This is a genomic window from Sinorhizobium garamanticum (assembly GCF_029892065.1).
GTDB classification, from domain to species: domain Bacteria; phylum Pseudomonadota; class Alphaproteobacteria; order Rhizobiales; family Rhizobiaceae; genus Sinorhizobium; species Sinorhizobium garamanticum.
Map to the genome: position 1 here is coordinate 1,936,503 of NZ_CP120373.1, position 22,756 is coordinate 1,959,258.

Annotated in this window: 22 protein-coding genes and 1 other RNA gene; 10 read left to right on the forward strand and 13 right to left on the reverse strand. The window is 61.9% G+C overall.

Annotated features, from left to right (window positions below; all coding sequences use genetic code 11):
- Window positions 1–19: 19 nt before the first annotated feature.
- Window positions 20–1,669: an FAD-binding dehydrogenase gene (locus PZN02_RS08925; protein ID WP_280661207.1), complete on the forward strand. Its 1,650-nt coding sequence runs from the start codon at window positions 20–22 to the stop codon at window positions 1,667–1,669.
- A gap of 137 nt (window positions 1,670–1,806) precedes the next feature.
- Here the strand turns inward: PZN02_RS08925 and PZN02_RS08930 are convergent, their stop codons facing one another.
- Together PZN02_RS08930 and PZN02_RS08935 are read right to left on the reverse strand one after the other, a co-directional pair.
- Window positions 1,807–2,799, reverse strand: coding sequence for a Bug family tripartite tricarboxylate transporter substrate binding protein (locus tag PZN02_RS08930; protein WP_280661208.1), 993 nt, complete (start codon window positions 2,797–2,799; stop codon window positions 1,807–1,809).
- Between the two features lie 179 nt (window positions 2,800–2,978).
- Complete coding sequence (locus PZN02_RS08935) at window positions 2,979–4,781, reverse strand: ABC transporter transmembrane domain-containing protein (protein ID WP_280661209.1); 1,803 nt, start codon at window positions 4,779–4,781, stop codon at window positions 2,979–2,981.
- Between the two features lie 206 nt (window positions 4,782–4,987).
- On the opposite strand from PZN02_RS08935, the gene rpmE reads away from it, so the two are divergent.
- On the forward strand, window positions 4,988–5,209 hold the full coding sequence (gene rpmE, locus PZN02_RS08940) for a 50S ribosomal protein L31 (protein ID WP_153436416.1): 222 nt from the start codon (window positions 4,988–4,990) through the stop codon (window positions 5,207–5,209).
- Between the two features lie 136 nt (window positions 5,210–5,345).
- Here the strand turns inward: rpmE and rcdA are convergent, their stop codons facing one another.
- The 3 genes from rcdA to PZN02_RS08955 all read right to left on the reverse strand — a co-directional run bounded on the left by rcdA (window position 5,346) and on the right by PZN02_RS08955 (window position 8,148).
- The gene (rcdA, locus tag PZN02_RS08945) at window positions 5,346–5,864 is read right to left on the reverse strand and encodes a protease adaptor protein RcdA (RefSeq protein WP_280661210.1); all 519 of its coding nucleotides are present in this window, start codon (window positions 5,862–5,864) and stop codon (window positions 5,346–5,348) included.
- Window positions 5,865–6,668: 804 nt separating this feature from the next.
- A complete protein-coding gene (locus PZN02_RS08950) occupies window positions 6,669–6,857 on the reverse strand; it encodes a DUF1192 domain-containing protein (RefSeq protein ID WP_280661211.1) in 189 nt (62 codons plus the stop codon).
- Window positions 6,844–8,148, reverse strand: a complete 1,305-nt coding sequence (locus PZN02_RS08955; protein WP_280661437.1) for an MFS transporter — start codon at window positions 8,146–8,148, stop codon at window positions 6,844–6,846. The genes PZN02_RS08950 and PZN02_RS08955 overlap by 14 nt, the downstream gene beginning before the upstream one ends.
- Window positions 8,149–8,391: 243 nt before the next feature.
- Between PZN02_RS08955 and PZN02_RS08960 the strand changes: the two genes are divergently transcribed.
- Together PZN02_RS08960 and PZN02_RS08965 are read left to right on the forward strand one after the other, a co-directional pair.
- Window positions 8,392–8,547, forward strand: coding sequence for a hypothetical protein (locus PZN02_RS08960; RefSeq protein ID WP_280661212.1), 156 nt, complete (start codon window positions 8,392–8,394; stop codon window positions 8,545–8,547).
- Window positions 8,548–8,812: 265 nt separating this feature from the next.
- Complete coding sequence (locus PZN02_RS08965) at window positions 8,813–10,705, forward strand: adenylate/guanylate cyclase domain-containing protein (RefSeq protein WP_280661213.1); 1,893 nt, start codon at window positions 8,813–8,815, stop codon at window positions 10,703–10,705.
- A gap of 127 nt (window positions 10,706–10,832) precedes the next feature.
- Here the strand turns inward: PZN02_RS08965 and PZN02_RS08970 are convergent, their stop codons facing one another.
- From PZN02_RS08970 to tkt, 6 genes are all read right to left on the reverse strand, one after another.
- Window positions 10,833–11,750: a PhzF family phenazine biosynthesis protein gene (locus PZN02_RS08970; protein WP_280661214.1), complete on the reverse strand. Its 918-nt coding sequence runs from the start codon at window positions 11,748–11,750 to the stop codon at window positions 10,833–10,835.
- Window positions 11,751–11,906: 156 nt separating this feature from the next.
- Window positions 11,907–12,932, reverse strand: a complete 1,026-nt coding sequence (locus PZN02_RS08975) for a class I fructose-bisphosphate aldolase (RefSeq protein WP_280661215.1) — start codon at window positions 12,930–12,932, stop codon at window positions 11,907–11,909.
- 244 nt (window positions 12,933–13,176) lie between these two features.
- Window positions 13,177–14,376 (reverse strand): phosphoglycerate kinase, encoded by a 1,200-nt coding sequence (locus PZN02_RS08980; protein WP_280661216.1) that lies wholly within the window; start codon window positions 14,374–14,376, stop codon window positions 13,177–13,179.
- A complete protein-coding gene (locus PZN02_RS08985) occupies window positions 14,376–14,966 on the reverse strand; it encodes a putative glycolipid-binding domain-containing protein (protein ID WP_280661217.1) in 591 nt (196 codons plus the stop codon). Before PZN02_RS08985 ends, PZN02_RS08980 begins: the two co-directional genes overlap by 1 nt.
- A gap of 5 nt (window positions 14,967–14,971) precedes the next feature.
- The gene (gene gap, locus PZN02_RS08990; RefSeq protein WP_280661218.1) at window positions 14,972–15,982 is read right to left on the reverse strand and encodes a type I glyceraldehyde-3-phosphate dehydrogenase; all 1,011 of its coding nucleotides are present in this window, start codon (window positions 15,980–15,982) and stop codon (window positions 14,972–14,974) included.
- Window positions 15,983–16,053: 71 nt separating this feature from the next.
- Entirely contained in the window at window positions 16,054–18,036 is a 1,983-nt protein-coding gene (gene tkt / locus PZN02_RS08995; RefSeq protein ID WP_280661219.1) for a transketolase, read from the reverse strand.
- 521 nt (window positions 18,037–18,557) lie between these two features.
- Here tkt and PZN02_RS09000 point away from each other — a divergent pair.
- The 3 genes from PZN02_RS09000 to ssrS all read left to right on the forward strand — a co-directional run bounded on the left by PZN02_RS09000 (window position 18,558) and on the right by ssrS (window position 19,429).
- Window positions 18,558–18,827, forward strand: a complete 270-nt coding sequence (locus tag PZN02_RS09000) for a DUF4164 domain-containing protein (protein WP_136508101.1) — start codon at window positions 18,558–18,560, stop codon at window positions 18,825–18,827.
- A gap of 10 nt (window positions 18,828–18,837) precedes the next feature.
- Entirely contained in the window at window positions 18,838–19,215 is a 378-nt protein-coding gene (locus tag PZN02_RS09005; RefSeq protein ID WP_280661220.1) for a cell division protein ZapA, read from the forward strand.
- A gap of 55 nt (window positions 19,216–19,270) precedes the next feature.
- Window positions 19,271–19,429, forward strand: a non-coding RNA gene (ssrS, locus tag PZN02_RS09010) — 6S RNA.
- 23 nt (window positions 19,430–19,452) lie between these two features.
- Here the strand turns inward: ssrS and PZN02_RS09015 are convergent.
- Window positions 19,453–20,316 carry a LysR family transcriptional regulator gene (locus PZN02_RS09015; protein WP_280661221.1) on the reverse strand — a complete coding sequence of 288 codons (864 nt, stop codon included), beginning with the start codon at window positions 20,314–20,316 and terminating at the stop codon, window positions 19,453–19,455.
- A gap of 109 nt (window positions 20,317–20,425) precedes the next feature.
- Here PZN02_RS09015 and PZN02_RS09020 point away from each other — a divergent pair, with 109 nt between their 5' ends.
- Window positions 20,426–20,659 (forward strand): hypothetical protein, encoded by a 234-nt coding sequence (locus tag PZN02_RS09020; protein WP_280661222.1) that lies wholly within the window; start codon window positions 20,426–20,428, stop codon window positions 20,657–20,659.
- On the opposite strand, the gene PZN02_RS09025 is transcribed toward PZN02_RS09020, so the two are convergent.
- The gene (locus PZN02_RS09025) at window positions 20,635–20,850 is read right to left on the reverse strand and encodes a helix-turn-helix domain-containing protein (RefSeq protein WP_280661223.1); all 216 of its coding nucleotides are present in this window, start codon (window positions 20,848–20,850) and stop codon (window positions 20,635–20,637) included. The genes PZN02_RS09020 and PZN02_RS09025 overlap by 25 nt on opposite strands.
- A gap of 337 nt (window positions 20,851–21,187) precedes the next feature.
- Here PZN02_RS09025 and PZN02_RS09030 point away from each other — a divergent pair, with 337 nt between their 5' ends.
- Together PZN02_RS09030 and PZN02_RS09035 are read left to right on the forward strand one after the other, a co-directional pair.
- Complete coding sequence (locus tag PZN02_RS09030; RefSeq protein WP_280661224.1) at window positions 21,188–21,769, forward strand: 5-formyltetrahydrofolate cyclo-ligase; 582 nt, start codon at window positions 21,188–21,190, stop codon at window positions 21,767–21,769.
- A gap of 6 nt (window positions 21,770–21,775) precedes the next feature.
- Window positions 21,776–22,600, forward strand: a complete 825-nt coding sequence (locus tag PZN02_RS09035) for a TIGR00282 family metallophosphoesterase (protein WP_280661225.1) — start codon at window positions 21,776–21,778, stop codon at window positions 22,598–22,600.
- The last annotated feature ends 156 nt before the right edge of the window (window positions 22,601–22,756 follow it).

Here is a 22,756-nt window from a genome sequence, read left to right on the forward strand (position 1 = left end):
TAGGGAGAGGGCGCCTTTCATGGATTGTGATGTGCTGGTCATCGGTGCGGGCCTTGCCGGGCTCGTGGCGGCGTCCGAAGCTGCGGCCCGCGACCGCAAGGTGATCGTTCTCGATCAAGAGGGGGAGCAGAATCTCGGCGGCCAGGCTTTCTGGTCGCTCGGAGGACTGTTCTTCATCGACAGTCCCGAGCAGCGGTGCATGGGAATTCGCGACAGCCGCGATCTCGCGCGCCAGGATTGGATGGGCTCGTCGCAATTCGACCGGCCGGAAGATCATTGGCCGCGGCTCTGGGCTGATACCTATCTCGACTTCGCCGCCGGCGAGAAGCGCGCCTGGCTGCACTCGCTTGGGCTTCGCTGGTTCCCCGTAGTCGGCTGGGCCGAACGCGGGGGCGGGGTTGCCCATGGCCATGGCAATTCGGTCCCGCGCTTTCACGTGACCTGGGGCACCGGTCCCGCCGTTCTCGAGCCCTTCGTCCGACTGACCCGGGAAGCGGAAAGCCGCGGCTTGCTGCGATTCCGCTTCCGCCACCGGGTGGACGAATTGTTGACGACCGATGGTGTGGTAACAGGCGCCCGCGGGACGATCCTCAAGGCGGATCCGGTGGCGCGGGGAGAGCGCAGCAGCCGCGACGTCGTCGGTGACTTCGAGATCTCGGCGGGAGCGGTCGTCGTCAGTTCCGGCGGCATCGGCGGCAATCACGAGCTTGTACGCCGCAACTGGCCGCGCAACCGGCTCGGGCAACCTCCGGCGACGATGGTGAGCGGCGTGCCGCATCATGTCGACGGCCGTATGCTCGAAATTGCAGCCCGAGCGCGCGGCTCCGTCATCAACGCCGACCGCATGTGGCACTACACCGAGGGCCTCAGGAATTTCGCCCCGATCTGGCCGGATCACGGCATTCGCATTCTGCCGGGGCCGTCCTCGTTCTGGTGCGATGCCGACGGCAACCGCTTTTCAGCACCTGCGATGCCGGGTTTTGACACGCTAGGCACTCTTGAGGCGATCCGCCGCAGCGGCCACGACTACAGCTGGTTCATCCTGACAAAAGCGATTATCAAGAAGGAATTCGCCCTTTCCGGATCGGAGCAGAATCCCGATCTCACCGGCAAGAGCCTGGCGCTTCTCCTGAAACGGCTCGGCAAGAATCCGCCCGGCCCGGTCCAGGCCTTCATGGACAAGGGCGAGGACTTCATCGTCCGCGACCGGCTGGAGGATCTCGTCGAGGCAATGAACCGGCTGACGGGCGAGAACCGGCTTTTGGCTCCACATCTCAGGGCGCAGATCGAGGCGCGCGACCGCGAGATCGCCAATGCCTTCTCCAAGGACGCCCAGGTGATCGCTATCCGCGGAGCGCGGGCCTATCGCGGCGACCGATTGCTGCGAACCGCAAGGCCCCACCGCCTCCTTGACCCGAAGGCGGGACCGTTGATCGCCGTTCGGTTGCACATCCTGACGCGCAAGACGCTCGGCGGCCTGCAGACCAATCTTGCGGGGCAAGTGCTGGAGCTTTCCGGTGAGCCGGTGCCGGGTCTCTACGCTGCAGGCGAAGTGGCGGGCTTCGGTGGTGGAGGCATGCACGGCTACAACGCGCTCGAGGGGACCTTCCTCGGCGGCTGCATCTTCTCCGGCCGCGCCGCGGGCCGGAATGCGGCTACGGACGTTTGAGCCCGTGATTGCCCCTCAGCTTACCCCGCAAGCGGGTCGAGGGAACTGCTCGCCGCTTGTTCCTTCTCCCCGTCGAAACGGGGAGAAGGTCGCGGCAGCGGGATGAGGGGCGATGCGCGAGCGCTTGCCTCAAAGCGTCAATCCATCTGGATGTTCGCGTCACGCACGACTGGCGTCCACTTCGCGAGTTCGGCGGCGACATGGGCGCCGAGTTCCTCGGGCGTCGAGCCGACGATCTTCGCGCTGAACTCCTCCATGCGCTTCTGGACCGCCGGATCGGCAAGCGCCTTTTTCGCGGACTCGTTCAATCGCGCGATCACCGGCTGGGGCGTGTTGGCCGGCGCGAAGAGCGCGTTCCAGGTATAGGTCTCGTAGCCCGGAATACCGGATTCGGCGATGGTCGGGAGATCGGGGAACGAGGGTGCGCGTTCGGCGGTGGTGATGGCGAGTGCCCGCAGGGTCCCGGCCTTGATGTGTCCGGATGACGAAGGAAGGTTGTCGAACATGATCGGCACCTGGTTGCCGATGACGTCGTTCAGCGCCGGCCCGGAGCCCTTGTACGGGATGTGCTGCATCTCAACGCCGGCCATCTTCTTGAAGAGCTCGCCCGAGAGGTGGAGCGGCGTTCCGTTGCCGGAGGAGGCGTAGCTGTATTGGTCCGGCGCCGCTTTGAGCAGGGCAAGCAGTTCTTGCACATTCTTGGCTGGCAGTTCCGGATTGACGACCAGTACGTTCGGAACGACGACGAGGAGCGAGATGGGCGCGAAATCCTTCTCTGGATCATAAGGCTTTGTCTTCAGGATCAGCGGGTTGAGCGCATGAGTCGCGACCGTGGCCATGAGGATCGTATAGCCATCCGGATCGGCACGCGCGACATTGGCCGCGCCGAGATTGCCGCCGGCACCCGCCACGTTCTGGACGACCATCTGCTGGCCGAGGTCTTCCGACATCTTCTGGGCAATGATTCTCGCGACCACGTCTGTCGAGCCGCCGGCAGCGAAGGGAACAACCAGGGTTATTGGCCGGTCCGGAAAGTCCTGGGCTTGTGCCGTCGTGCCAAGGCTCAGCGCGGAAAGCGCGGTCAGGCCGAAGGCGATGGCGGCGCGGCGGGTCAGTCTCGTGAATGCCATGCGGAAATCCTCCCAAACTCGTCGTGACGATGCCGGCTGCGAAAGGCCGGGTCCTTAACAATAGGGTCCGGCTGCCGCTGTGCAATGGCGGAGGTTGGATCAGCCGCGGTTGGACGACGAAAGTCTAAGCGCGGCGCCTCCAATGGGAATGGATGCTGCGCGCTTTTGGGCGACATGCGCTAAGTTCGCGCCGCGACGAAGAGCGCTTCCGCGCCGTGGTCGAACTGCAGCCGGGCGAGTTTCGCGTAAAGGCCGCCCTGGCGGATCAGCGACGCATGCGTGCCTTCCTCGACGATGCGGCCATGATCCATGACAAGGATGCGGTCGGCCTTGAGCACGGTCGCGAGCCGATGGGCGATGACAATAGTCGTGCGCTGCCGCATCAGACCATCGAGCGCCGTCTGCACCAAAGTCTCGCTCTCGGCGTCGAGCGCGGAGGTTGCTTCGTCCAGCAGAAGGATCGGCGCGTTCCTGAGAATCGCTCGCGCAATCGCGATGCGCTGACGCTGACCGCCGGAAAGCGTCACCCCGCGCTCGCCGACCTGAGCGTCGTAGCCCTGATCCAGCTTCGCGATGAATTCGTCGGCTTGTGCGGCGACGGCTGCTGCGCGCACGGCTTCCCGGCTTGCATCCGCTGCGCCGAAGGCAATGTTGTCGTGCACGGAGGCGGCGAAGATCGTCGTATCCTGCGGCACAATGGCGATGCGGTCGCGCAACTCCTTGAGGTCAACCGTGCGGGCGTCGATGCCGTCGACGGTAACGGTCCCTTTGGCCGGATCATAGTAGCGCAGGAGCATCGAGAAGACGGTGCTTTTGCCCGCGCCGGAGGGGCCGACGATGGCGACAGTTTCGCCCGGCTTGACCGCGAAACTCAGGCCGTTCAGGCTCTTAAAGTCCGGGCGCGCGGGATAGGCGAAGTGAACGTCGGCAAACGCGATGGCGCCCTCTGCCGGCACGGGCATGGCGACCGGATGCTCTGGCGCCTGGATCTGCGGTACTTCGGTCAGCAGTTCGTTGAGGCGCTCGGCGGCACCTGCCGCTTGCGAGAGCTCGCCCCAGACTTCCGAGAGCGCGCCGAGGCTGCCGGCGGCGAACACCGAATAGAGCAGGAACTGGCTGAGTGTGCCCGCCGAAAGCGTGCCCGCAAGCACGTCGCGCGCGCCGAACCAGAGCACCGCGACGACGCTGCCGAAGACCATGGTGATGGCGAATCCAGTGAGGATCGACCGCGCCCGGATCGCCGCGCGGGCGGCACCATAGGCGTCCTCCACCGCGCTGCCGAAGTGCCGGTTGGCGCTTTCCTCACCATTGAAGGCCTGGACCGTGCGGGCCGCGGCGATCGCCTCGCCGGCATAGGCGGAGGCCGTGGCAAGCGTGTCCTGCGCTTGGCGCGAGCGCCGGCGGACGGACCGGCCGAAACCGACGAGAGGGAAGACGATCACCGGGATCGCGGCAAGCACGAGGCTCGAGAGCTTCGGGCTGGTATAGATCATCATGCCGATGGCGCCGAGACAGAGGATCAGATTGCGCAGCGCCACCGAGGCCGTGGCGCCAACGGCTGACTTGATCTGAGTCGTGTCGGCCGTCAGGCGCGAAACGATCTCTCCGGATTGGTTGACGTCGAAGAAGGACGCGGAAAGCCGCGTAACCTTCGCGAAGACGTCGCGGCGGAGATCGGCGACGATGCGCTCGCCGAGCGAGATGACGAAGTAGTAGCGCGCCGCACTGGCAAGGGCGAGGACGACGGCCAGCACCATCAGCATGGAGAAATAAGTGTTGATGAAGCCGGAATCGGAATTGGAGAAGCCGTTGTCGATCATCCGCCGAACGGCCAACGGCAAGGTCAGGGTAGTGATAGCGGCGAGCGTCAGCGAGATCCCCGCTCCGATCACCAGCCGGCGATATCGCGCCAGGTAGGGGAGCACTGTGGCCAACGGGCGAATGGATCTGCCGGCTGGCGGTTGGTTTTCTCGTCTGGACACATGACCCCCGATCGCCTGCCCCGGAAGGGCTTTTCCTTGATAAGTCTTCCGCGCGGCACTTGTTATCCCGCAGACCTTCATGTATAGGCACGGCATCGAATTGGGGAGCCGCGGCCCAAGAGCGGTCTGCGGCTTCATTTACGTGTTCGGTCCCAAAGTCGCAATGCCTTGCGACAATTGGACCCTGGAACTCTAGGAAGATTGTTATGAAGGCAGACATCCATCCCGACTACCACATGATCAAGGTGGTCATGACCGACGGTACTGAATACGAAACCCGCTCGACCTGGGGTGCGGAAGGCGCCACCATGAACCTGGAAATCGATCCGAAGTCGCATCCAGCTTGGACGGGCGGCAACCAGCAGCTCGTCGACCGCGGCGGCCGCGTTTCCAAGTTCAAGAAGCGCTTCGAAGGCCTCGGCCTCTGATCGCTCGCCTTCACGGCGTGTTCGAAGCCCGGCTTTGCCGGGCTTTTTTGTTGTCCGCCGCAAACCCGCATGGCTAACATGAAAAAACCCGGCGCGTGGCCGGGTTCGAGATTGTCAGGGAAGATCGGTGCCGACGTCAGTTGGTGCCGAAGGCGGTCTGCAGCAGCTTGATCTGCGCCTTGACGCCGTTCTGGTTGTCCGGAACGAAGTTCGTCGCCTCCTGCGGCCGGTAAATCTCGCGGTCGAGTATCGCGACACGGTTCTGCAGGCGGAGCGACCGTTCGATCAGGTCGCGGAACATCTCGGGGAGATCGTTCCAGCCCGGCGCGTTGCGATCCACGTTGAAGCTGTCGAGGCGCACCTTGCTCTTTTCCGAAAGAACCTGATCACGGCTCATTTCGCCGTTGTTGACGGCGCGCTGAAGGAGAAGCCAGGAGGCCATCTGCATCAGCCGCGTGGTAAGCCGCATCGACTCTGCGGCGTAGAGCACCGAGGCCATGCGCGGCAGCGCCTTGGAGGCCAGGCGGCCCGGCCCGTCGAGATAGCTCGCGGTTTCCTCGACCAGGCCCATGCCTTCTGCATAGAGTGCCTTGAACTGCGCCGAGGACGCAGCGTGCCCCGCGAAACTGACGGTATTCAATCCTCTCTCGGACATTGCCTGTTTTCCCTAGTTCAAACGCATCACGGTCGGGTAACGGGCGACTCCCGGGAAAAGCTCCCTGGCCCCCTCTATGGTTGAAGAATGATCCCATACCGCATTCCGCGCAAGGGTATTCTTAAGAAAGGGTTAATCTCCACAATTCTTTGAAATGCCCTGTGCGCTACTGGATGATTCCTCAAATCGGAGTCGATTTGAGGACAAAATCATGCAGCGATTCGACGTGCTTTAGCGTCCTTTGCTCGTCTAGAGCCCTTCAGGGTTAAATGGAAGCAGTTCTGCCGGAGCAGGTTTTCGTCAGGGCAGGGGCGATCGGCGAAGGGGCGTACCCGGATGTACGTCCGAGCCGATCGCCTCTGAGCCTGGCGGAAAGATGCCCGGCCCTTCGGGTTGGCTGAAACGGGCCGCCTGATCGACCGGCCGGCTTGGACGTATGCTTTGGCTACGCCGCGCGCCGGCCGGTCGACCATCCGACTCCGTTTGAGCCAACAGAACTGTTCCATTTAACCCTGAAGGGCTCTAATAGGACGCGCGGCGCTGAAGACAAAAAAAGAGCCGCGAAAAGCGGCTCTCAAGGTAAAACAGGGAGAAAAATCAGACCCATTCGCCAGTCGGAGAAAATGTCTGAGTCCGGGGAAACCGGATGACTCGACAATCGCCGAAAATGCTTAATTTGCCGTTAAGTTGCGTTCATTTCGGGTCGCGAGGCGCAAAGAAAGCGCCTCCGCGTCGTGATCGATTCTAATAAGTTGAGACGCGGGATGCGGGCGGAAGTCCGCGCACCCTTTTCCTCGTCCCGCTCTAGCGAAAGAGCTTGTCGGCCGCCGACCGGCTCGCCGACTTGCGGTCCCGTTCGGCCTCCAATCGCGCAATCTCCTCCGTCAAGAGCGCGATGCGCGCCGTCAGTTCATCGACCGAGAGCAGCGACAGATCGCTGCCGATCTCGTGGGCTCTCTTCTTCTTTGGGAGGTCGTCGTCAAACAGGCTCATTCGATCTCTCCTCTTCCTCGGGGTTGTCGCTGACATCCTCGTCGCGTAGCTCATCCAGCGGCGCGGCACGCGGCGAAAGCTGCAGGCTTTCCGGCGTCGTCGGCGTACCCGCATTGACCGGCGAGAAGGCGTCGCGCTCGGCGACCGGAACCGGTGCACGGCGACGGCTGCGGACAATTGCATAGGCCGTGATCAACATATGCGCGCAAGCCGTGATCATGAACAGGCCGTAGGGCCCCGTCGCTGTCATAACCGGTCCACCGATCGTCGGGCCGATGATCGTGCCAATACCGTAGAGCAGCAAGAGGCCGCCCGAAACCTTGACGAATTCTTCTGTTGTGGCGAAGTCGTTGGCGTGAGAGACCGCGATCGGATAGAGCGCATTGGCGGCGGCACCGTAGATGGCGATCAGCGTCAACACGATCCAGACCTGGCTCGGTTCGACGAGGAAGATCAGCAGACCCGCAAGCGCGCCGACGCCGGCAAGCGCGGCCAGCACGTAGCGTCGGTCGATACGGTCGGAAATACGGCCCGCAGGCAATTGCATGACGGCTCCCGCAAAGATTGCCACGCTCATCATCGTCGCGACCGTGCTGTCGGTAAGGCCGGCCTGGCGGCCGAAAACGGCGCCAAGCGTGCCGAAGGCGCCATTGGCGATGCCGACCAGCAGGATGCCGAGAAAGGAAACCGGCGAATTGCGATAGAGGCCGCGCAGATCGAGCCGGACCTGTTTCAGCGGTTGCGGCGTGGCGGCCTTGGAAAGCAGCGTCGGCAGCATCGCGACGCAATAGAGAATGCCGCAGATCATGAAAAAGAAGGTCGTCGACGTCTCGCCAAAAGGTATCATCATCTGGCCGCCGACGACGCCGAAAAGCGTGATCGCGATGTAGAGCGAGAAGATCACGCCGCGGCTTTCATTGGTGGCGCGCTCGTTCAGCCAGCTTTCGATGATCATCGATGTGCCGGCGGTCGAGAAACCCGTGACCGCGCGCAACGCAACCCACCAGATCGGATCGACCAGGATGCCGGTGAGTAGTGAGATGATCGCGATCAACGCCGCGAAGACACTGAATGCGCGCACATGCCCGATACGCTTGACGACGTTCGGCCCTAAGAAGCAGCCGAGCACAAAACCGGAGGCCCAGGACGTGCCAAGGAGGCCGAGAATGGTTGTCGGATATCCCTCGGCCGTGCCGCGGACCGGCAGGAGCAGACTCTGCAGACCGTTTCCAAGGAAGAGAAACAGAGTGCCAAGCAGGAGCGCGGTGACGGGAAGCAGGTTATTTCTCATCATCAATCCGAAAATCGTTCTGCCGTCAGCAAGCTAGGGGTGAGTTCCCGCAATTGCCAGCCGGATTTTGTGCCACCTGTCATTGCAAATCGGCGGCGGAAACAATAGCCCTCTATGCGACGAAAAGTGACGGCGATATGGCGCCGACGAGAGAGATGGAAAAAGTGCACAAAGGTTTTCCGGCCCATCCCGCGTTGGCATCGCGTTCCGTCGCGACCAACATAGCTTTCGGGGAATGAACGAATGTCGAAGATCCTGCCGGCTCTCCTACTGCTGGCGATGTGCGTTCAAGTCATCAAGCCACTCGGCTTGCCGGGGCTTCGGCAACGCCGCGACTTCTGGAAGATCGCGGTTTTCGCGATCGCGGTGATGATGGTCACCGTGCTTGTGCGCCCGTAGATCATTTCATTGAAACGATGAAATGATCTAGGCTCTCACGTCACGCAATTCCGGACGGAAAAACGCTACGCACTTTCCTGGAATTGCTTTGACTGCCCCGAACGTGCTTTCGAGCGGCAGTACCCGGAGTGGTTGAGGCCTCGCGGAACTGGTTCCATTTGAAACAGATCCGCCAAATGCGCCGTGCTATTCTGGCGGTGAAGTTGGGAAGTATCCGCACGACATCCAGCCCATAAAGGGATAAGTTAGCTTGTTCGGACACAAGATGAAAATCGAGGGTCTCTTGGAACGTCGTCTGACCGCTATCCTCGCTGCCGATGTCGTGGGTTACAGCCGCCTCATGAGCACCGACGAAGCCGGCACGCTGGCAGCGATGAAAAGGCATCGTCGCGAGTTCCTGGAGCCCAAGATCGCAAACCACAAGGGACGTGTCGTCAAGCTTGCAGGCGACAGCATGCTCGTCGAATTTTCGAGTGTGGTGAATGCGGTTGCCTGTGCCGCGGAAATTCAGCGCGGCATGCTCGCCAGGAACGAGGGCCTGCCAAGGAGCAGGCGCATCGAGCTCAGGATCGGTGTTCACCTCGGCGATGTCATCGTCGAAGACGGTGACATTTTCGGTGACGGCGTAAACGTTGCGGCCAGACTAGAAGGCTTGGCCGATCCCTCCGGCATCGCGGTTTCGGCCTCGGTGCGCGATCACGTCGGCTCGCGGCTTGACCTCGGCTTCGTCGACAAGGGCGAGCATGCGCTGAAGAACATTGCCCCGAGTGTGCGCGTCTACACCATCTCCTTCGGCGACGTGGCGGTCCAGAAACCAGCGGGGCCGGCCATCGTCATGGTGGAACCCGGTTATGAGCTTTCGGTGGCCGTTCTTCCCTTCACGAACATGAGCCAAGATCCGGAGCAGGAATATTTCTCCGACGGCATTACCGAGGACATTATCACGGATCTCTCGAAGATCTCGCGCCTGCATGTCGTCGCCCGGAACACCGTCTTCACCTACAAGGGCAAGCCGGTGAAGGTGAAGCAGATCGCCCAGGAACTCGGCGTCCGTTTCATTCTCGAAGGCAGTGTCCGCAAGGTGGGTGAGCGCGTCCGCATCACCGGCCAGCTTATCGATGCCCAGACCGGCGGGCATCTGTGGGCCGACCGCTACGATCGCGAGCTCACGGACATTTTCATGATCCAGGACGAGATCACGCACGCGATCGTCGACCAGCTCAGGATCAAGCTGCTGCCGGAAGAGAAGAAGGCGATCGAAAGCGATCCGACCACATCCGTGGAGGCCTATACTTATTACCTGCGCGGCCGGCAGTTCTCGCGTACCTGGACCCGGTCCTACCTCCTGCTTGCGCGCCGGATGTTTTTGAAGGCCGTCGAGCTCGATCCGAACTATGCCCGTGCCTATGCGGGGATTGCCGAATGCGAATGCGCGATCAGGGACTGGCACGAAAAGGAGTTTCCGCTCGAGAGTATTTTCGACATGAGCGCCAAGGCGCTGGCCCTTGATCCAAACCTGGCAGAAGCGCATGCCTCACGCGGGTTGGCCCTCACTCACGACGGGCAAACGGAGGAGGCGGGGCGCGAGTTCCGCCAGGCGCTGGCGCTTGAGCCTTCGCTCTACGAGGCGAATTTATACTATGGCCGCTTCCTGTTCGCACAGGGTCGATTTCAAGAAGCGATCGGATTCTTCGAGCGTGCGGCCGGGATCCGGCCGGACGACTATTTTTCGCCAATTCATTTGATGGGTTGCTATTTCTCACTCGGCATGGAACCCGAGCGTCAGCGCTGGGCGCGCATCGGCATCGAACGGGCAAAAAGCGCGCTGGAACGGCACCCGGAAAACGCCAGCCCGGCCCATCGCGGTGCATTGGCGCTTGCACATATGGGCGAAGCCGAGCGCGCCAAGGAATGGCTGGCCCGCGCATTGGCCATCGACCCGGACGACGTCGTCGCGCAATACAATGCCGCCTGCGTCTATTCGCTTCTCGGCGAGGGCGAGCGCGCGCTCGATCTCCTCGAGACGGTCGTGCCGCAGAGCTCGAGCTACCACTTCCACTGGTTCAAGCAGGACTCGGATCTCGACCCCATTCGCGACCATCCCCGCTTCCAGGCGCTCCTTGATGCGATCAAGGACTGCGAGGATGCGCCCCGCTGAACCTACAGCGCCGAGCGTCTTTTTAGGCGCACAAAGATAGCGGTAGCGCTTTGAATTGCTGCATGCCTTTACCCTTGGATCGGCTAGGATTTAGGGAGGCATGCAGCAGCGCTGTCCCGGCCGAACGTCATAGCTCGATCGATCCGTGCATCGCCGTCACGCAATCACCCGAGATGCTAACCTTACCGACCGCGCCGCCCTGCTTGCTGACGGTAACCGCCATCAGACTGCGCCGGCCCATCTCGACGCCCTGCTCGATCATAAGTTCGATTTCCGCGTCGGCCTCCGGAAGAAGCGAGACGAGATAGGCGCCGAGTGCGGCGCAAGCGCTGCCGGTTGCCGGGTCCTCGATGACATTGTCGAGTGGCGCGAACATGCGGGCTCTTATTTGCCACGGTTGGTGCTGTGTGCGGGCGTAGAGGAACAGGCTGAAACTGTCTTCGGCAAGCGGATAACGATCATTCGCCTCGTCGAAGGCGCTGACGTTCGGACGCGCCGTTGAGAGCGTTTCCACATCCCGGATTTCGGCGACGGCGAAGGCAAGGCCGACGGAAATCCGCACCGGCGCGTGGCAGCGATCGCTCACGCTTTCCGGGCGGAGTGAGGCGCAGGCGGCGATGGTTGCTGCGTCAATGATGGGTCCGACGGCAAGCTGCTGTGGCGCGACGATGCTCGCGCCGGTAACAACGCTGTCTTGGCGCAAGAGGGCCACCTCGACCAGTCCCGCCTTTTCCTCGAAACGCAGGTTGTCGCCCGGCAACTTGCCGAAGATTTCCGATTGTCGACCGAGCACGAAGGCGGTGCCGACATTCGGATGTCCGGCAAAGGGCACTTCGGTCGTGGGCGTGAAAATGCGCACGCGGGCGGTGTTTGCGGGATCGTCCGGTGGAAGAACAAAGGTGACTTCGGAATAGCCGAATTCTGTGGCAATCGCCTGCATTTGACGATCGGTCAGTCCGCGTGCGTCCGGGATCACGGCAAGCTGGTTTCCGGCGAAGCGTTCGGAAGTGAAAACATCGACAGTGACGAAGGAAACGGTTGTCATTGCAGGCTCCTGCTCGATCGAAGCAAGGATTTAGAGCCTTGACCGGCCGTCCGAAACAGCGAACTTGTCTCCCTGACAATTGCAGGCGTTGAGACAAAGGCCCGACGACATCGCTGCCGCCGGGCCTTTTCCTCGCTCCCCTTAACTTCGCGCCGCTCAAGCCGCCTTTTCGAGGTCCTTCTTCCAACTGCCCTTGGCAGCGAGGCTGCACATCTTCGCGCGATGGATGAAGGCGCGCTGGCCGGCGGCGACGTTTTCCGCCTTGCCGTTCCACGCATTAAGCGCCTCTTGTTGCAGGGCGCGGCCATAGGAGAAGGTAAGCTTCCAGGGCAGATCGTGTGCCGTGTTGATGGCGGAGAGATGTGCGGTTGCTTCTTCCGTCGACTGGCCGCCGGAGAGGAAAGCGATGCCGGGAACGGCGGAAGGCACGGTGCGCTTCAGCACCTTGACCGTGCGCTCGGCAACCTCGCTGACGGACGCCTTGCGTGCCTTCTTGCCGTCGATCACCATGCTCGGCTTCAGGATCATGCCTTCGAGCTTCACCCGCGCGTCACCGAGTTCTTCGAAGACGGTGCGCAGTACCCATTCGGTCACTTCTTCCGAGCGCTCGATCGAGTGGTCGCCGGGGGCGCCGTCCATCAGCACCTCCGGCTCGACGATCGGCACGATCTTGGCTTCCTGGCAGAGGGCCGCATAGCGGGCAAGCGCATGGGCATTGGCCTTGATCGCACCCCAGGTAGGAAGGGCGTCCGAGATTGCGATGACGCCACGCCATTTGGCAAAGCGGGCACCGGCCTCGTGATACTTCGCAAGCCGCGCTGCGAGACCATCAAGGCCTTCGGTGATCGTTTCCTTGGCAAAATAGGGCATTGGCTTGGCGCCGGTATCGACCTTGATGCCGGGGATCGAGCCGGACTTGCGGATGATTTCGACCAGCGGCGTGCCGTCCGCCGCTTTCTGGAACAGGGTTTCCTCATAGAGGATGACGCCGGAGATGTATTCGCGCATCGCCTCGTCCGAGCGCAACAGCATCTCGCGATAATCGCGGCGCGAGGTCTCGGTGGATTCCAGTCCAATACTGTCGAAGCGCTTCTTGATTGTTGCGGTCGACTCGTCAGCGGCGAGCAGGCCCCGGCCGTTGGCCACCATCGCAACCGCAATATCTTCCAGTCTATCGCTCATGTTTTTTCTCCTTAGACAGCGCCGATCACCAACGGAGCGGGCGACGAATGAAAACAAGTTCGGTCTGAGGCGCAGATGTGCGTCCGCCGCGTTCCGAATAATGGCGCGATAACAGAAGAAATTGTCCGGGAAAATGGCACGAAAATCGACTAAAACGATTTAAATTATTTTAATCGTTTGAAATATCATAATTATTTTTGCATCTCCGACCCGGGCGCTGTGTCGCCCGGGTCGGAGGCTTGCTTCACTTCTGCTGGTTGAGGATGTCGACACCCGGCAGTGGCTTGCCTTCCATCCATTCGAGGAAGGCGCCGCCGGCCGTCGAAACATAGGTGAAATCGTCCGCGACTTCGGCGTGGTTGAGAGCCGCAACCGTATCACCGCCGCCGGCGACGGAGACGAGCGAGCCGGTCCGGGTGCGGGCCGCCGCATGCTTTGCGGCAGCGACGGTCGCCTTGTCGAACGGTGCGATTTCGAAAGCGCCGAGCGGACCGTTCCACACCAGCGTCTCAGCCCGAGAGATCCAGTCGTTGACCGCGCCGACCGATTTCGGGCCGACATCCAACACCATCGCATCGGTGGGGATCGCCTTGATGTCCACGACTTCGTTGTCAGCACCGGCCTTGAACTCGCGGGCGACGACGCCGTCTTCGGGCAGCACGATGGCGCAGCCGGCGGCAGACGCGGCGGCAATGATCGACTTTGCCGTGTCCGCAAGATCATGCTCGCAGAGCGATTTGCCGACATCGATGCCCTGTGCGGCAAGGAAGGTATTGGCCATGCCGCCGCCGATGACGAGGGCGTCGACCTTCTTCACAAGGTTCTGCAGGAGGTCGATCTTGGTGGAAACCTTGGCGCCGCCGACGATCGCGACGACCGGGCGCTTCGGATTGCCGAGGCCCTTTTCGAGGGCTTCGAGCTCGGCCTGCATGGTGCGGCCCGCATAGGCCGGAAGATGATGCGCGAGCCCCTCGGTCGAGGCATGGGCGCGATGAGCGGCGGAGAAGGCGTCGTTGACATAGATGTCGCCATTGGCCGCCAGCGCCGTGACGAAAGCCGGATCGTTCTTTTCCTCGCCCTTGTGGAAGCGGGTGTTTTCAAGCAGGAGCACGTCACCGTCGTTCATCTCGGCAATGGCATTGGTGGCCTTGTCGCCGATGCAGTCGGCGGCGAAATGAACGCGCTGGTCGAGAATTTCCTCAACGGCGGGCGCGATTGCCTTCAGCGACATGTCGGCGACCGGTTCGCCCTTCGGACGGCCGAAATGGGCAAGCAGGATGACCTTGGCGCCCTTTTCGGAAAGCTCGCGGATGGTCGGGGCAACGCGCTCGATGCGGGTCGTATCGGTCACCTGGCCATCCTTGACCGGCACGTTGAGATCGACGCGCACCAGTACGCGCTTGCCGGCGATGTCGGTCAGATCGTCGAGAGTCTTGAAAGTCATCAGATAGTCTCCGGTGATAGTCTCTGGAAAAGGGTAGGGTAGTCGATGACGAGGCCGTTTTCGTCCACCGGCAGGTCGGCCGTGAAGCTTCCATCCTCTGCCTCGAAGCGGTAGAGCTTGCCGTTCTCGAGGCAGGTGTAATGCTGGCCGTCGACCGTGGGTTCGAAGGTGTCGAACGGCACAAAGAGCATCTTGAGCTTTGTCGTACCGGCTTTCCGGTTGAGGTTGAGCCTGCGGATCGGGAGCGTGTTGGTGAAGGGTGTGCCGGCCAGGTCGATGTCGATGCAGCCGTCGAATTCAGGGAGGGCGACGCCGTTGAGGTCGCGCCAATGCCCCTGGCGGTCCGAGAGCAGATGCAATGTTTTGCCGTCCGTCGTTTCGATCAGGAACGACATCACCTGCCAGTGCGCGTCGCAATCGATCCGGTAACGCAGGCCATAAGGACGGCCGCCGCGCTCGCCGATGACGACGCTTTCGGCGCGGATCGCCGCGCCGGCCGTTGCTTCGAGTGCCCTGAGGCAAAGATGTTCGAGCCCTTCCCCCTCGAGCGGGCGCCATCGCACCGTCGTTGAGGAAAGGGCCCGAAACATCGGTCTTACAGGAGCTTGCCGAGGGCGACCGCCGTGTCCGCCATGCGGTTCGAGAAGCCCCACTCGTTGTCGTACCAGGACAGGATCGACACGAACTTGCCCTCCATCACCTTGGTCTGATCCATGTGGAAGATCGAGGAATGCGGGTCATGGTTGAAGTCGGCGGAGACGTTCGGCTGAAGCGTATAGCCGAGAATGCCCTTGAGCGGACCGTCGGCGGCAGCCTTGATGGCCGCGTTGACCTCCTCCTTGGTCGTCTCGCGCTTGGCGACGAACTTGAGATCGACGACCGAGACATTCGGGGTCGGCACGCGCATGGAGACACCGTCAAGCTTGCCCTTCAGTTCCGGCAGCACGAGGCCGACGGCCTTGGCAGCACCCGTCGAGGTCGGGATCATCGACAGCGCCGCCGCACGCGCACGGTAGAGATCCTTGTGCATCTGGTCGAGCGACGGCTGGTCGTTGGTATAGGAGTGGATCGTCGTCATCATGCCGTGGTCGATGCCGATGGCGTCGTGCAGCACCTTGGCGACCGGCACTAGGCAGTTGGTCGTGCAGGATGCGTTGGAGATGACGAGGTGTTCCTTCGTCAGCTTGTCATGGTTGACGCCGTAGACGACGGTCAGGTCGGCGCCGTCGGCCGGGGCCGAGACGATGACGCGCTTGGCGCCGGCTTCGAGATGGGCGGCCGCCTTATCGCGGGCGGTGAAGATGCCGGTGCACTCCATCGCGATATCGACGCCGAGTTCCTTGTGCGGCAGTTCAGCCGGGTTGCGGATGGCGGTTACCTTGATCGGCTTGCCGTTGTTGATGACGATGGCGTCGCCCTCGACCTTCACGTCTGCCGGGAACCGGCCGTGGATGGAATCGAAGCGCAGCAGGTGCGCATTCGTCTCTACCGGGCCGAGATCGTTGATGGCGACGACTTCGATGTCGGTGCGGCCGGATTCGACGATCGCGCGGAGCACGTTGCGGCCGATGCGGCCAAAACCGTTGATAGCGACTTTCACTGTCATGTCGGGTCTCTCCCTGTCAGAATGGCATTGTACGGAAAGAGGGCGCCCTTTGGGAGCGCCCTCGGGCTTGATCAGGACAGTTTGGCTTCTGCAGCCGCTACGACGGCTTCCGGCGTGATGCCGAAATGTCTGTAGAGGTCCTTGTAGGGACCGGAAGCGCCGAAGCTCGACATGCCGATGAACGTGCCATCGGTGCCGATGAAGTGATCCCACCCCTGCCGGATGCCGGCCTCGACGGCGATCTTGACCGGCGAAGTGCCGATGATCGCCCGCTGGTAATCTTCGCTCTGTTCGGCAAAAAGCTCGAAGCAGGGAACCGACACGACGCGCGTCGAAACACCCTTGGTGGTGAGCGTCTGGCAGGCCTTGACGGCGATCTCGACTTCCGAGCCGGTGGCGAAGATCGTCACCTCGGCATCGCTTGCGGAGATCAGGTCATAGGCGCCGCGGGCGCAGAGGTTCGTTTCCTCATATTCGGTGCGCACCGCCATCAGGTTCTGGCGGGTCAGCGCAATGCCGGACGGGCGGTTGTGGTTTTCGAGCGCAAGCTGCCAGCATTCGGCCGTTTCGGTCGCGTCGGCGGGACGGAACATCAGCAGGTTCGGAATGGCGCGCAGCGCAGCCATGTGCTCGACCGGCTGGTGGGTCGGGCCGTCTTCGCCGAGACCGATGGAATCGTGCGTCAGCACGTGGATGACGCGAATGCCCATCAGCGCGGCGAGGCGGATCGACGGGCGGCAATAATCCGAGAAGATCAGGAAGCCGCCGGAATAGGGGATGAGACCGCCGTGTAGCGCCATGCCGTTCATCGCCGCCGCCATGCCGTGCTCGCGTACGCCATAGTGGATGTAGCGGCCGGAGAAGTTATCCGGCGTGATCGAATGGGTCTGGCTGGTCTTGGTGTTGTTCGAGCCGGTAAGGTCGGCAGAGCCGCCGACCGTCTCGGCGAGAACGCCGTTGATGACTTCGAGCGCGTCCTCGGAGGCCTTGCGGGTTGCGGGCGACGGCTTGGTCTCGGCGAGTTTCTGCTTGTAGGCGCTGATTGCGGAGGCAAGGCCGCCTTCGAGTTCGCCGGCGAAGCGCCGGATGAACTGTGCCTTCTTCTCGGTCTCGGTCTTTTCCAGGCGCTCTTCCCAGTCTTTCCGCACCTTGGTCGAGCGAAGGCCGGCGAGGCGCCAGGCGTCGAGCACGTCCGAGGGAACAGTGAAGGCCTGGGCTTCCCAGCCAAGCGCCTTGCGGGTCGCGGCGATTTCGTCGGCGCCGAGCGGCGAACCATGGACCTTGTGCGTACCGGCCTTGTTCGGGGCGCCGAATCCGATGACGGTCTTGCAGGCGATCATCGTCGGCTTGTCGGACTTCTGGGCCTGTTCGATCGCTGCAGCAATCGCATCCGGATCATGGCCGTCGACTGCGATGGTGTTCCAGTTGCAGGCGCGGAAGCGCGCGTGCTGGTCGGTCGAATCCGCGATCGAGATCGGGCCGTCGATCGAGATGTTGTTGTCGTCCCAGAAGACGATCAGCTTGTTGAGCTTGAGGTGGCCGGCCAGCGCGATCGCTTCCTGGCTGACGCCTTCCATGAGGCAGCCGTCGCCGGCGAGCACGTAGGTATAGTGCTCCATCAGGTCGCTGCCGAATTCGTCACGCAGCTTGCGTTCGGCGATCGCCATGCCGACCGAATTGGCAAGACCCTGGCCGAGCGGACCCGTGGTGGTCTCGATGCCGGCCGCATGGCCGTATTCCGGGTGGCCGGCCGTGCGCGAGCCAAGCTGGCGGAAGTTCTTGATCTCGTCGATGGTGATGTCCTCGTAGCCCGTAAGATAGAGCAGCGAGTAAAGCAGCATCGAGCCGTGGCCAGCCGAAAGCACGAAACGGTCGCGGTTGGGCCAGGCGGGGTTCTTGGGGTCGAAGTTCAGGTACCGCGTGAAGAGCACGGTTGCGATATCGGCAGCGCCCATTGGGAGACCCGGGTGGCCGGAATTTGCCTTCTCGACGGCGTCCATGGAGAGGAAGCGGATCGCATTTGCCATCCGATCGTGTTTTTCGCGAGAGATCATGACTGTTCCGTTTGAGTTCGGTGGCCAGGGACGGTCTCTATCCTCCAAGACCGTGTGAGAAGCGGCAGACACATAGCAGGTGCTCCACGCGAGTCAATAAATACGGGCCTTCCGCGGCCAAATGGCGACGTGCTTTTCGATATCGTTTCTTGTGCGGCAGCCTACAGTATGAGTGCGATTGCTCGGGAGCAATGATCCACAGCTTCCGACGGCGTTTTGCCGCACGGGGCATTGTTGAGACTTGTATAATGGGTTTAAAAAGAACCGAGGCGAAGCAGCGGACTGCGTCTGGCGATTCGGCTCTTCCGGAGCGCCGCGTTCGGAGAACGCGCAGACGACCCTACAGCGCCGCGCGCCCAATCGGGCGCGGTAAGGTCGCTGTAGCGCTTTGAAATGCTGCATGATTTTGTCCTTAAATCGATTTCGATTTGAGGAATCATGCAGCGGCAGATTGATTTAGGGCGGGGCGGAAATCCGCTTCACACTTTTTCCTCATCCCGCTCTAGAGAGGTATCGGGAGCATGCCGGCAAAGACGGTCAAAGCGGCGATCGAGGAGCTACGGAACGCGGTCCAGTCGCTCGAGGGCGCGATCGACGGTCGTTTCGACAAGGAAAGGGATTTGAGTGAGTTCGAAGGCGAGGTGCGGCGGGTCAACACCGACCGGGCGCGGCTGGCACAGGAACTCGACCAGTCCCAGTTTCGAGCCAACCGGCTGGAAGAGGTCAACCGCGAAGTGTCCCGTCGCCTGGTGACGGCGATGGAAACCATTCGAGCGGTGTTGGATCGTTGAGGTTTACGCGATGGCGCAGGTAACGGTGACGATCGACGGCAAGGCTTACCGGATGGCCTGCGAGGAAGGGCAAGAAGACCACCTGAGCGACCTCGCGGCGAGATTCGATCAATATGTGGCCCACCTTAAGGGACAGTTCGGAGAAATCGGCGACCTGCGACTGACGGTGATGGCCGGCATCATGGTCATGGATGAACTCAGCGAGGTCAATCGCCGGCTCAAGAGCCTCGAGACGGAAATGAACAATCTGACGAGTGGCCGCGACGTGGCGCTTTCCGAGCAGGCGAAGAGCGAGGAGGCGTTGGCCTCGGCGCTGAGCGAAGTGACCGCCCAGATCCACAACATCGCAGCCAAGCTCAATGGTCGCGCCGGTATTCCGGCCAACTGATCGTCTTTAAAAAACACCTCTGGCGAAAACGGCAAAGAGCCTCTATATCTGAGCGCGCGGTCTGCGCTTCCCGACAGGAACCACAATCCCCGGGGCCATACACGATCTCAAGGGAGTTGTCCCTGGCCGAACTCGTGGGTTCGGACACACGGCGCCCACCTACTTTGTAGGCACCCGGGATCGTAAACAATCCACCGGTCGTCGTGGATCGCACCTTTTCCTTCTCGTGGCAGATCATCAAGTGCCCAAAAAGGCGCTGCGGATGGCATCAGCCATCGCATCGATCGTCGGTGATCGATTTTCCGGCCTGGTGCGCAGCACGACGTTCGACATGTCGATGATGCCAAAACCGTCGTCCTCGGTCAGTTCGCGACAGCCGGGCGGTATGGCGCTGCGCGACAGCGGCGCGATCGCAAGACCGGAAACGACGGCCGCGATCAGACCGCCGCTCGTTCGGCTGACATAGGCGACGCGACTGCGCCTTCCACGCCTCTTCAGATTCTGCATCGCCAGATCATCGCACCATCCGCCCGTGGCGTATGTGTATGTGGCTATAGGCAGAGGCTGCCGCTCATGTGTGCCGTGTTGATCCGAGGTTACCCAGACAGTGGGGTCGACCATGAGGACCTCGTTCTTGGTTCGCCCGCCCGGCTCGAAAACGACAGCAATGTCGATCTCGCCTGCCTCAAGGGCTGCCCGATTGGACATCGAGGTACCCTGTTGCACCGTGACCTCCACGCCGGGGTGTATGGCGGCGAACGCGCCCAACGCTCTTGGAAGGGTGGAGTTGATATACTCCTCGGGAATCCCGATCCTGACCGAACCGTCCAGTGCGGGCTGGCGCATGGCGGCCGCAGTATCATCGAGGAGCGCCACGATGCGCCGCGCATTGTCGACAAGGCGCCGGCCTTGCGTCGTCAGCGCGACCCCGCGCGAATGTCGGTCGAAAAGCGTGTCGCCGAGCGCATCTTCAAGCTTCTTGATCTGCATGCTCACGGCTGACTGGGTGCGCCCGACGCTGTCGGCCGCCTTGGTCAGATTGCCGGCGTCGGCAACCGCAAGGAAGGTTCTCAGGAGGTCGCTGTCGAGCGGAAGAGACATTTCATAGCCATCAGAAAATCTGATGGTAGTTATGTTTGCAATTCGTTTGCCGGATGTCAACGGAGGGTGGAGAATTCAACACTGTCGAGCGCCTTGCGGAGTCCCGCTCATGAGTGTGCCCTTCCTTGCCGGTTCCGCCGGCCTCTCCTTCGCCACGCAACTGCGCGGGCTTTTTGCGCGCTGGCGCGCGTGGCAGACCTCATACGCTGCGCCGTGTTGCGAGGCACCGTGGCACAATCCGCGATTGCTCAGCGACGCTGGACTGTCGGACGAGCCCGGAAGACTTCCGGACCTCGACGCCACGCGCCTGGAGTCGGTCTATCGTTCCCACTGGATGTTGTGAAGCAGATCGAGCCTTGCCGCGCGAAAGATGGCTTCCGCGAGATTGCTCGCCTGAAGCTTTCGCATCGCCTCATCGAGCGCGCTGTTGATGCGTTCCATCGGAATGTCGGTCTCACGCACCATGTCCTGCCTGGTCCTGCCGCAGGCGGCCAGCGTGAGGCAACGCAGTTCGAGGGGATCGAGTTGGTTCATCTTGTCTGTCCGCCCACTCTCACCCATTAAGGCCCCGCCGCCGCATCTTTTCGCGCGAATTGGACTCTGCTAATTATTTGAAAACGCAAACTTATTTGCACGCTGAGGGTGACGTGCGAAAGCGGAACCACGCGCGGTGATGAATGCAGCCCTAATGCTGTGCCGAAATGGGAAAGGCGCACAGGATTGTCGCTACCTGCATGTTTCCTTAGATCGTAGCCAATTAAGGATAAAAGACGCGCGGCGCTGTAGGGTTGCAAAAGCGGCGGCGGCGTGGTTCCAGCTACTGGATGCATTGCGCTATGAAGGGCACGAACCCGCAGGAAGAGGTCGTCGGATGTCACCGAAGGATTTGAAGGCAGCGCTTAGAAAGGAACGCCTGGCACTGCGTGATGAAATGCCGTTGGAGGTGCGCATCGAGGCGAGCCTGTCCATGGCCGACCACGCCGGCGATATCATCGCTCTCGATCCCGGCCACGTCGTCTCCGGTTTCTGGCCGATTCGGTCGGAAGCGGACATCCGTCCGCTGATGGTGCGGCTCAAGGACCGCGGCGCCCGGCTCTGCCTGCCGGTGATCGTGGACAAGAAGACCATTGTCTTTCGCGAACTCGTCGACGGCGTGGCGGTGGTCGGAACCGGCTTCGGCACGACCGGCCCCGGGCCGGATGCGCCCGAACTCGATCCCGATATCATGCTCGTGCCGCTTTCCGCCTTCGATTCGGCCGGGCACCGGATCGGCTATGGCGCCGGCTATTATGACCGCGCAATCGACCGATTGCGCCGCAAAGGTCACATTCCGCGACTGATCGGGATTGCTTTCGACTGCCAGGAAGTGGCATCAGTGCCGGCTGAACCGCACGACGTCGCGCTGGACGCTGTGCTGACGGAGAGCGGTTTTCGGCATTTCAGACAGGATTGAATGGGTATGCGGCTTCTTTTTCTGGGAGATATGGTTGGCAAGACGGGCCGCACGGCGGTCTGGGAGCGCCTTCCCGGATTGGTCGGCGACCTGAAGCTCGACTTCGTCATCGTCAACGGTGAGAACGCCGCCGGCGGCTTCGGCATCACCGAAGACATCTTCCTGGAAACGATCAATGCCGGCGCCGACGTGGTGACGACCGGCAACCATGTCTGGGACCAGAAGGAAGCGGTGGTCTTCTGCGAGAGGCATGAACAGTTCCTGCGCCCTGCCAACTATCCGGCCGGAACGCCGGGGCGTGGCTCCAATCTCTTCTTTGCCCGTAATGGCGCCCGTGTGCTGGTCGCCAACGTCATGGGGCGGGTTTTCATGCATCCCGAACTCGATGATCCCTTCAAGGCCGCCGAGGCGATCCTCGACGCCTGTCCGCTCGGGGAGCAGGCCGACGCCATCGTCTTCGACTTCCATGCCGAGGCCACCAGCGAAAAGCAGTGCTTCGGACACTTCGTCGATGGCCGCGCCAGCCTCGTGGTCGGAACCCACACCCATGTCCCGACCGCCGACCACCAGATCCTCAACGGTGGCACCGCCTATATCAGCGATGCCGGAATGTGCGGCGACTTTGACTCGTCGCTCGGCATGGACAAGGAAGAGCCGCTCAACCGGTTCATCTCCAAGATGCCGAAGGGCCGCTTCGAGGCGGCTTCCGGCCCGGCAACCATCTGCGGCGTTGGCGTCGAGATTTCCGATCGCACCGGCCTCGCGGAGAAGATCGCGCCGCTGCGGCTCGGTCCGAGGCTCGGCGAAACGATCCCCGAGTTCTGGTCGTAAACCGGGCGCTGCGCGCGCGAGCCTGCATTTTTCCGCTCGATTCTTGCGCTTGCCGCGGCGGTTTGCGACGGTCGTATCGTCTTCCTGGAATTGCGTTTTTTCAAGTGACAGTCCTGCCAAATGGTGGCAGGTTAGCGTCAAAATCAGAGCCGCACG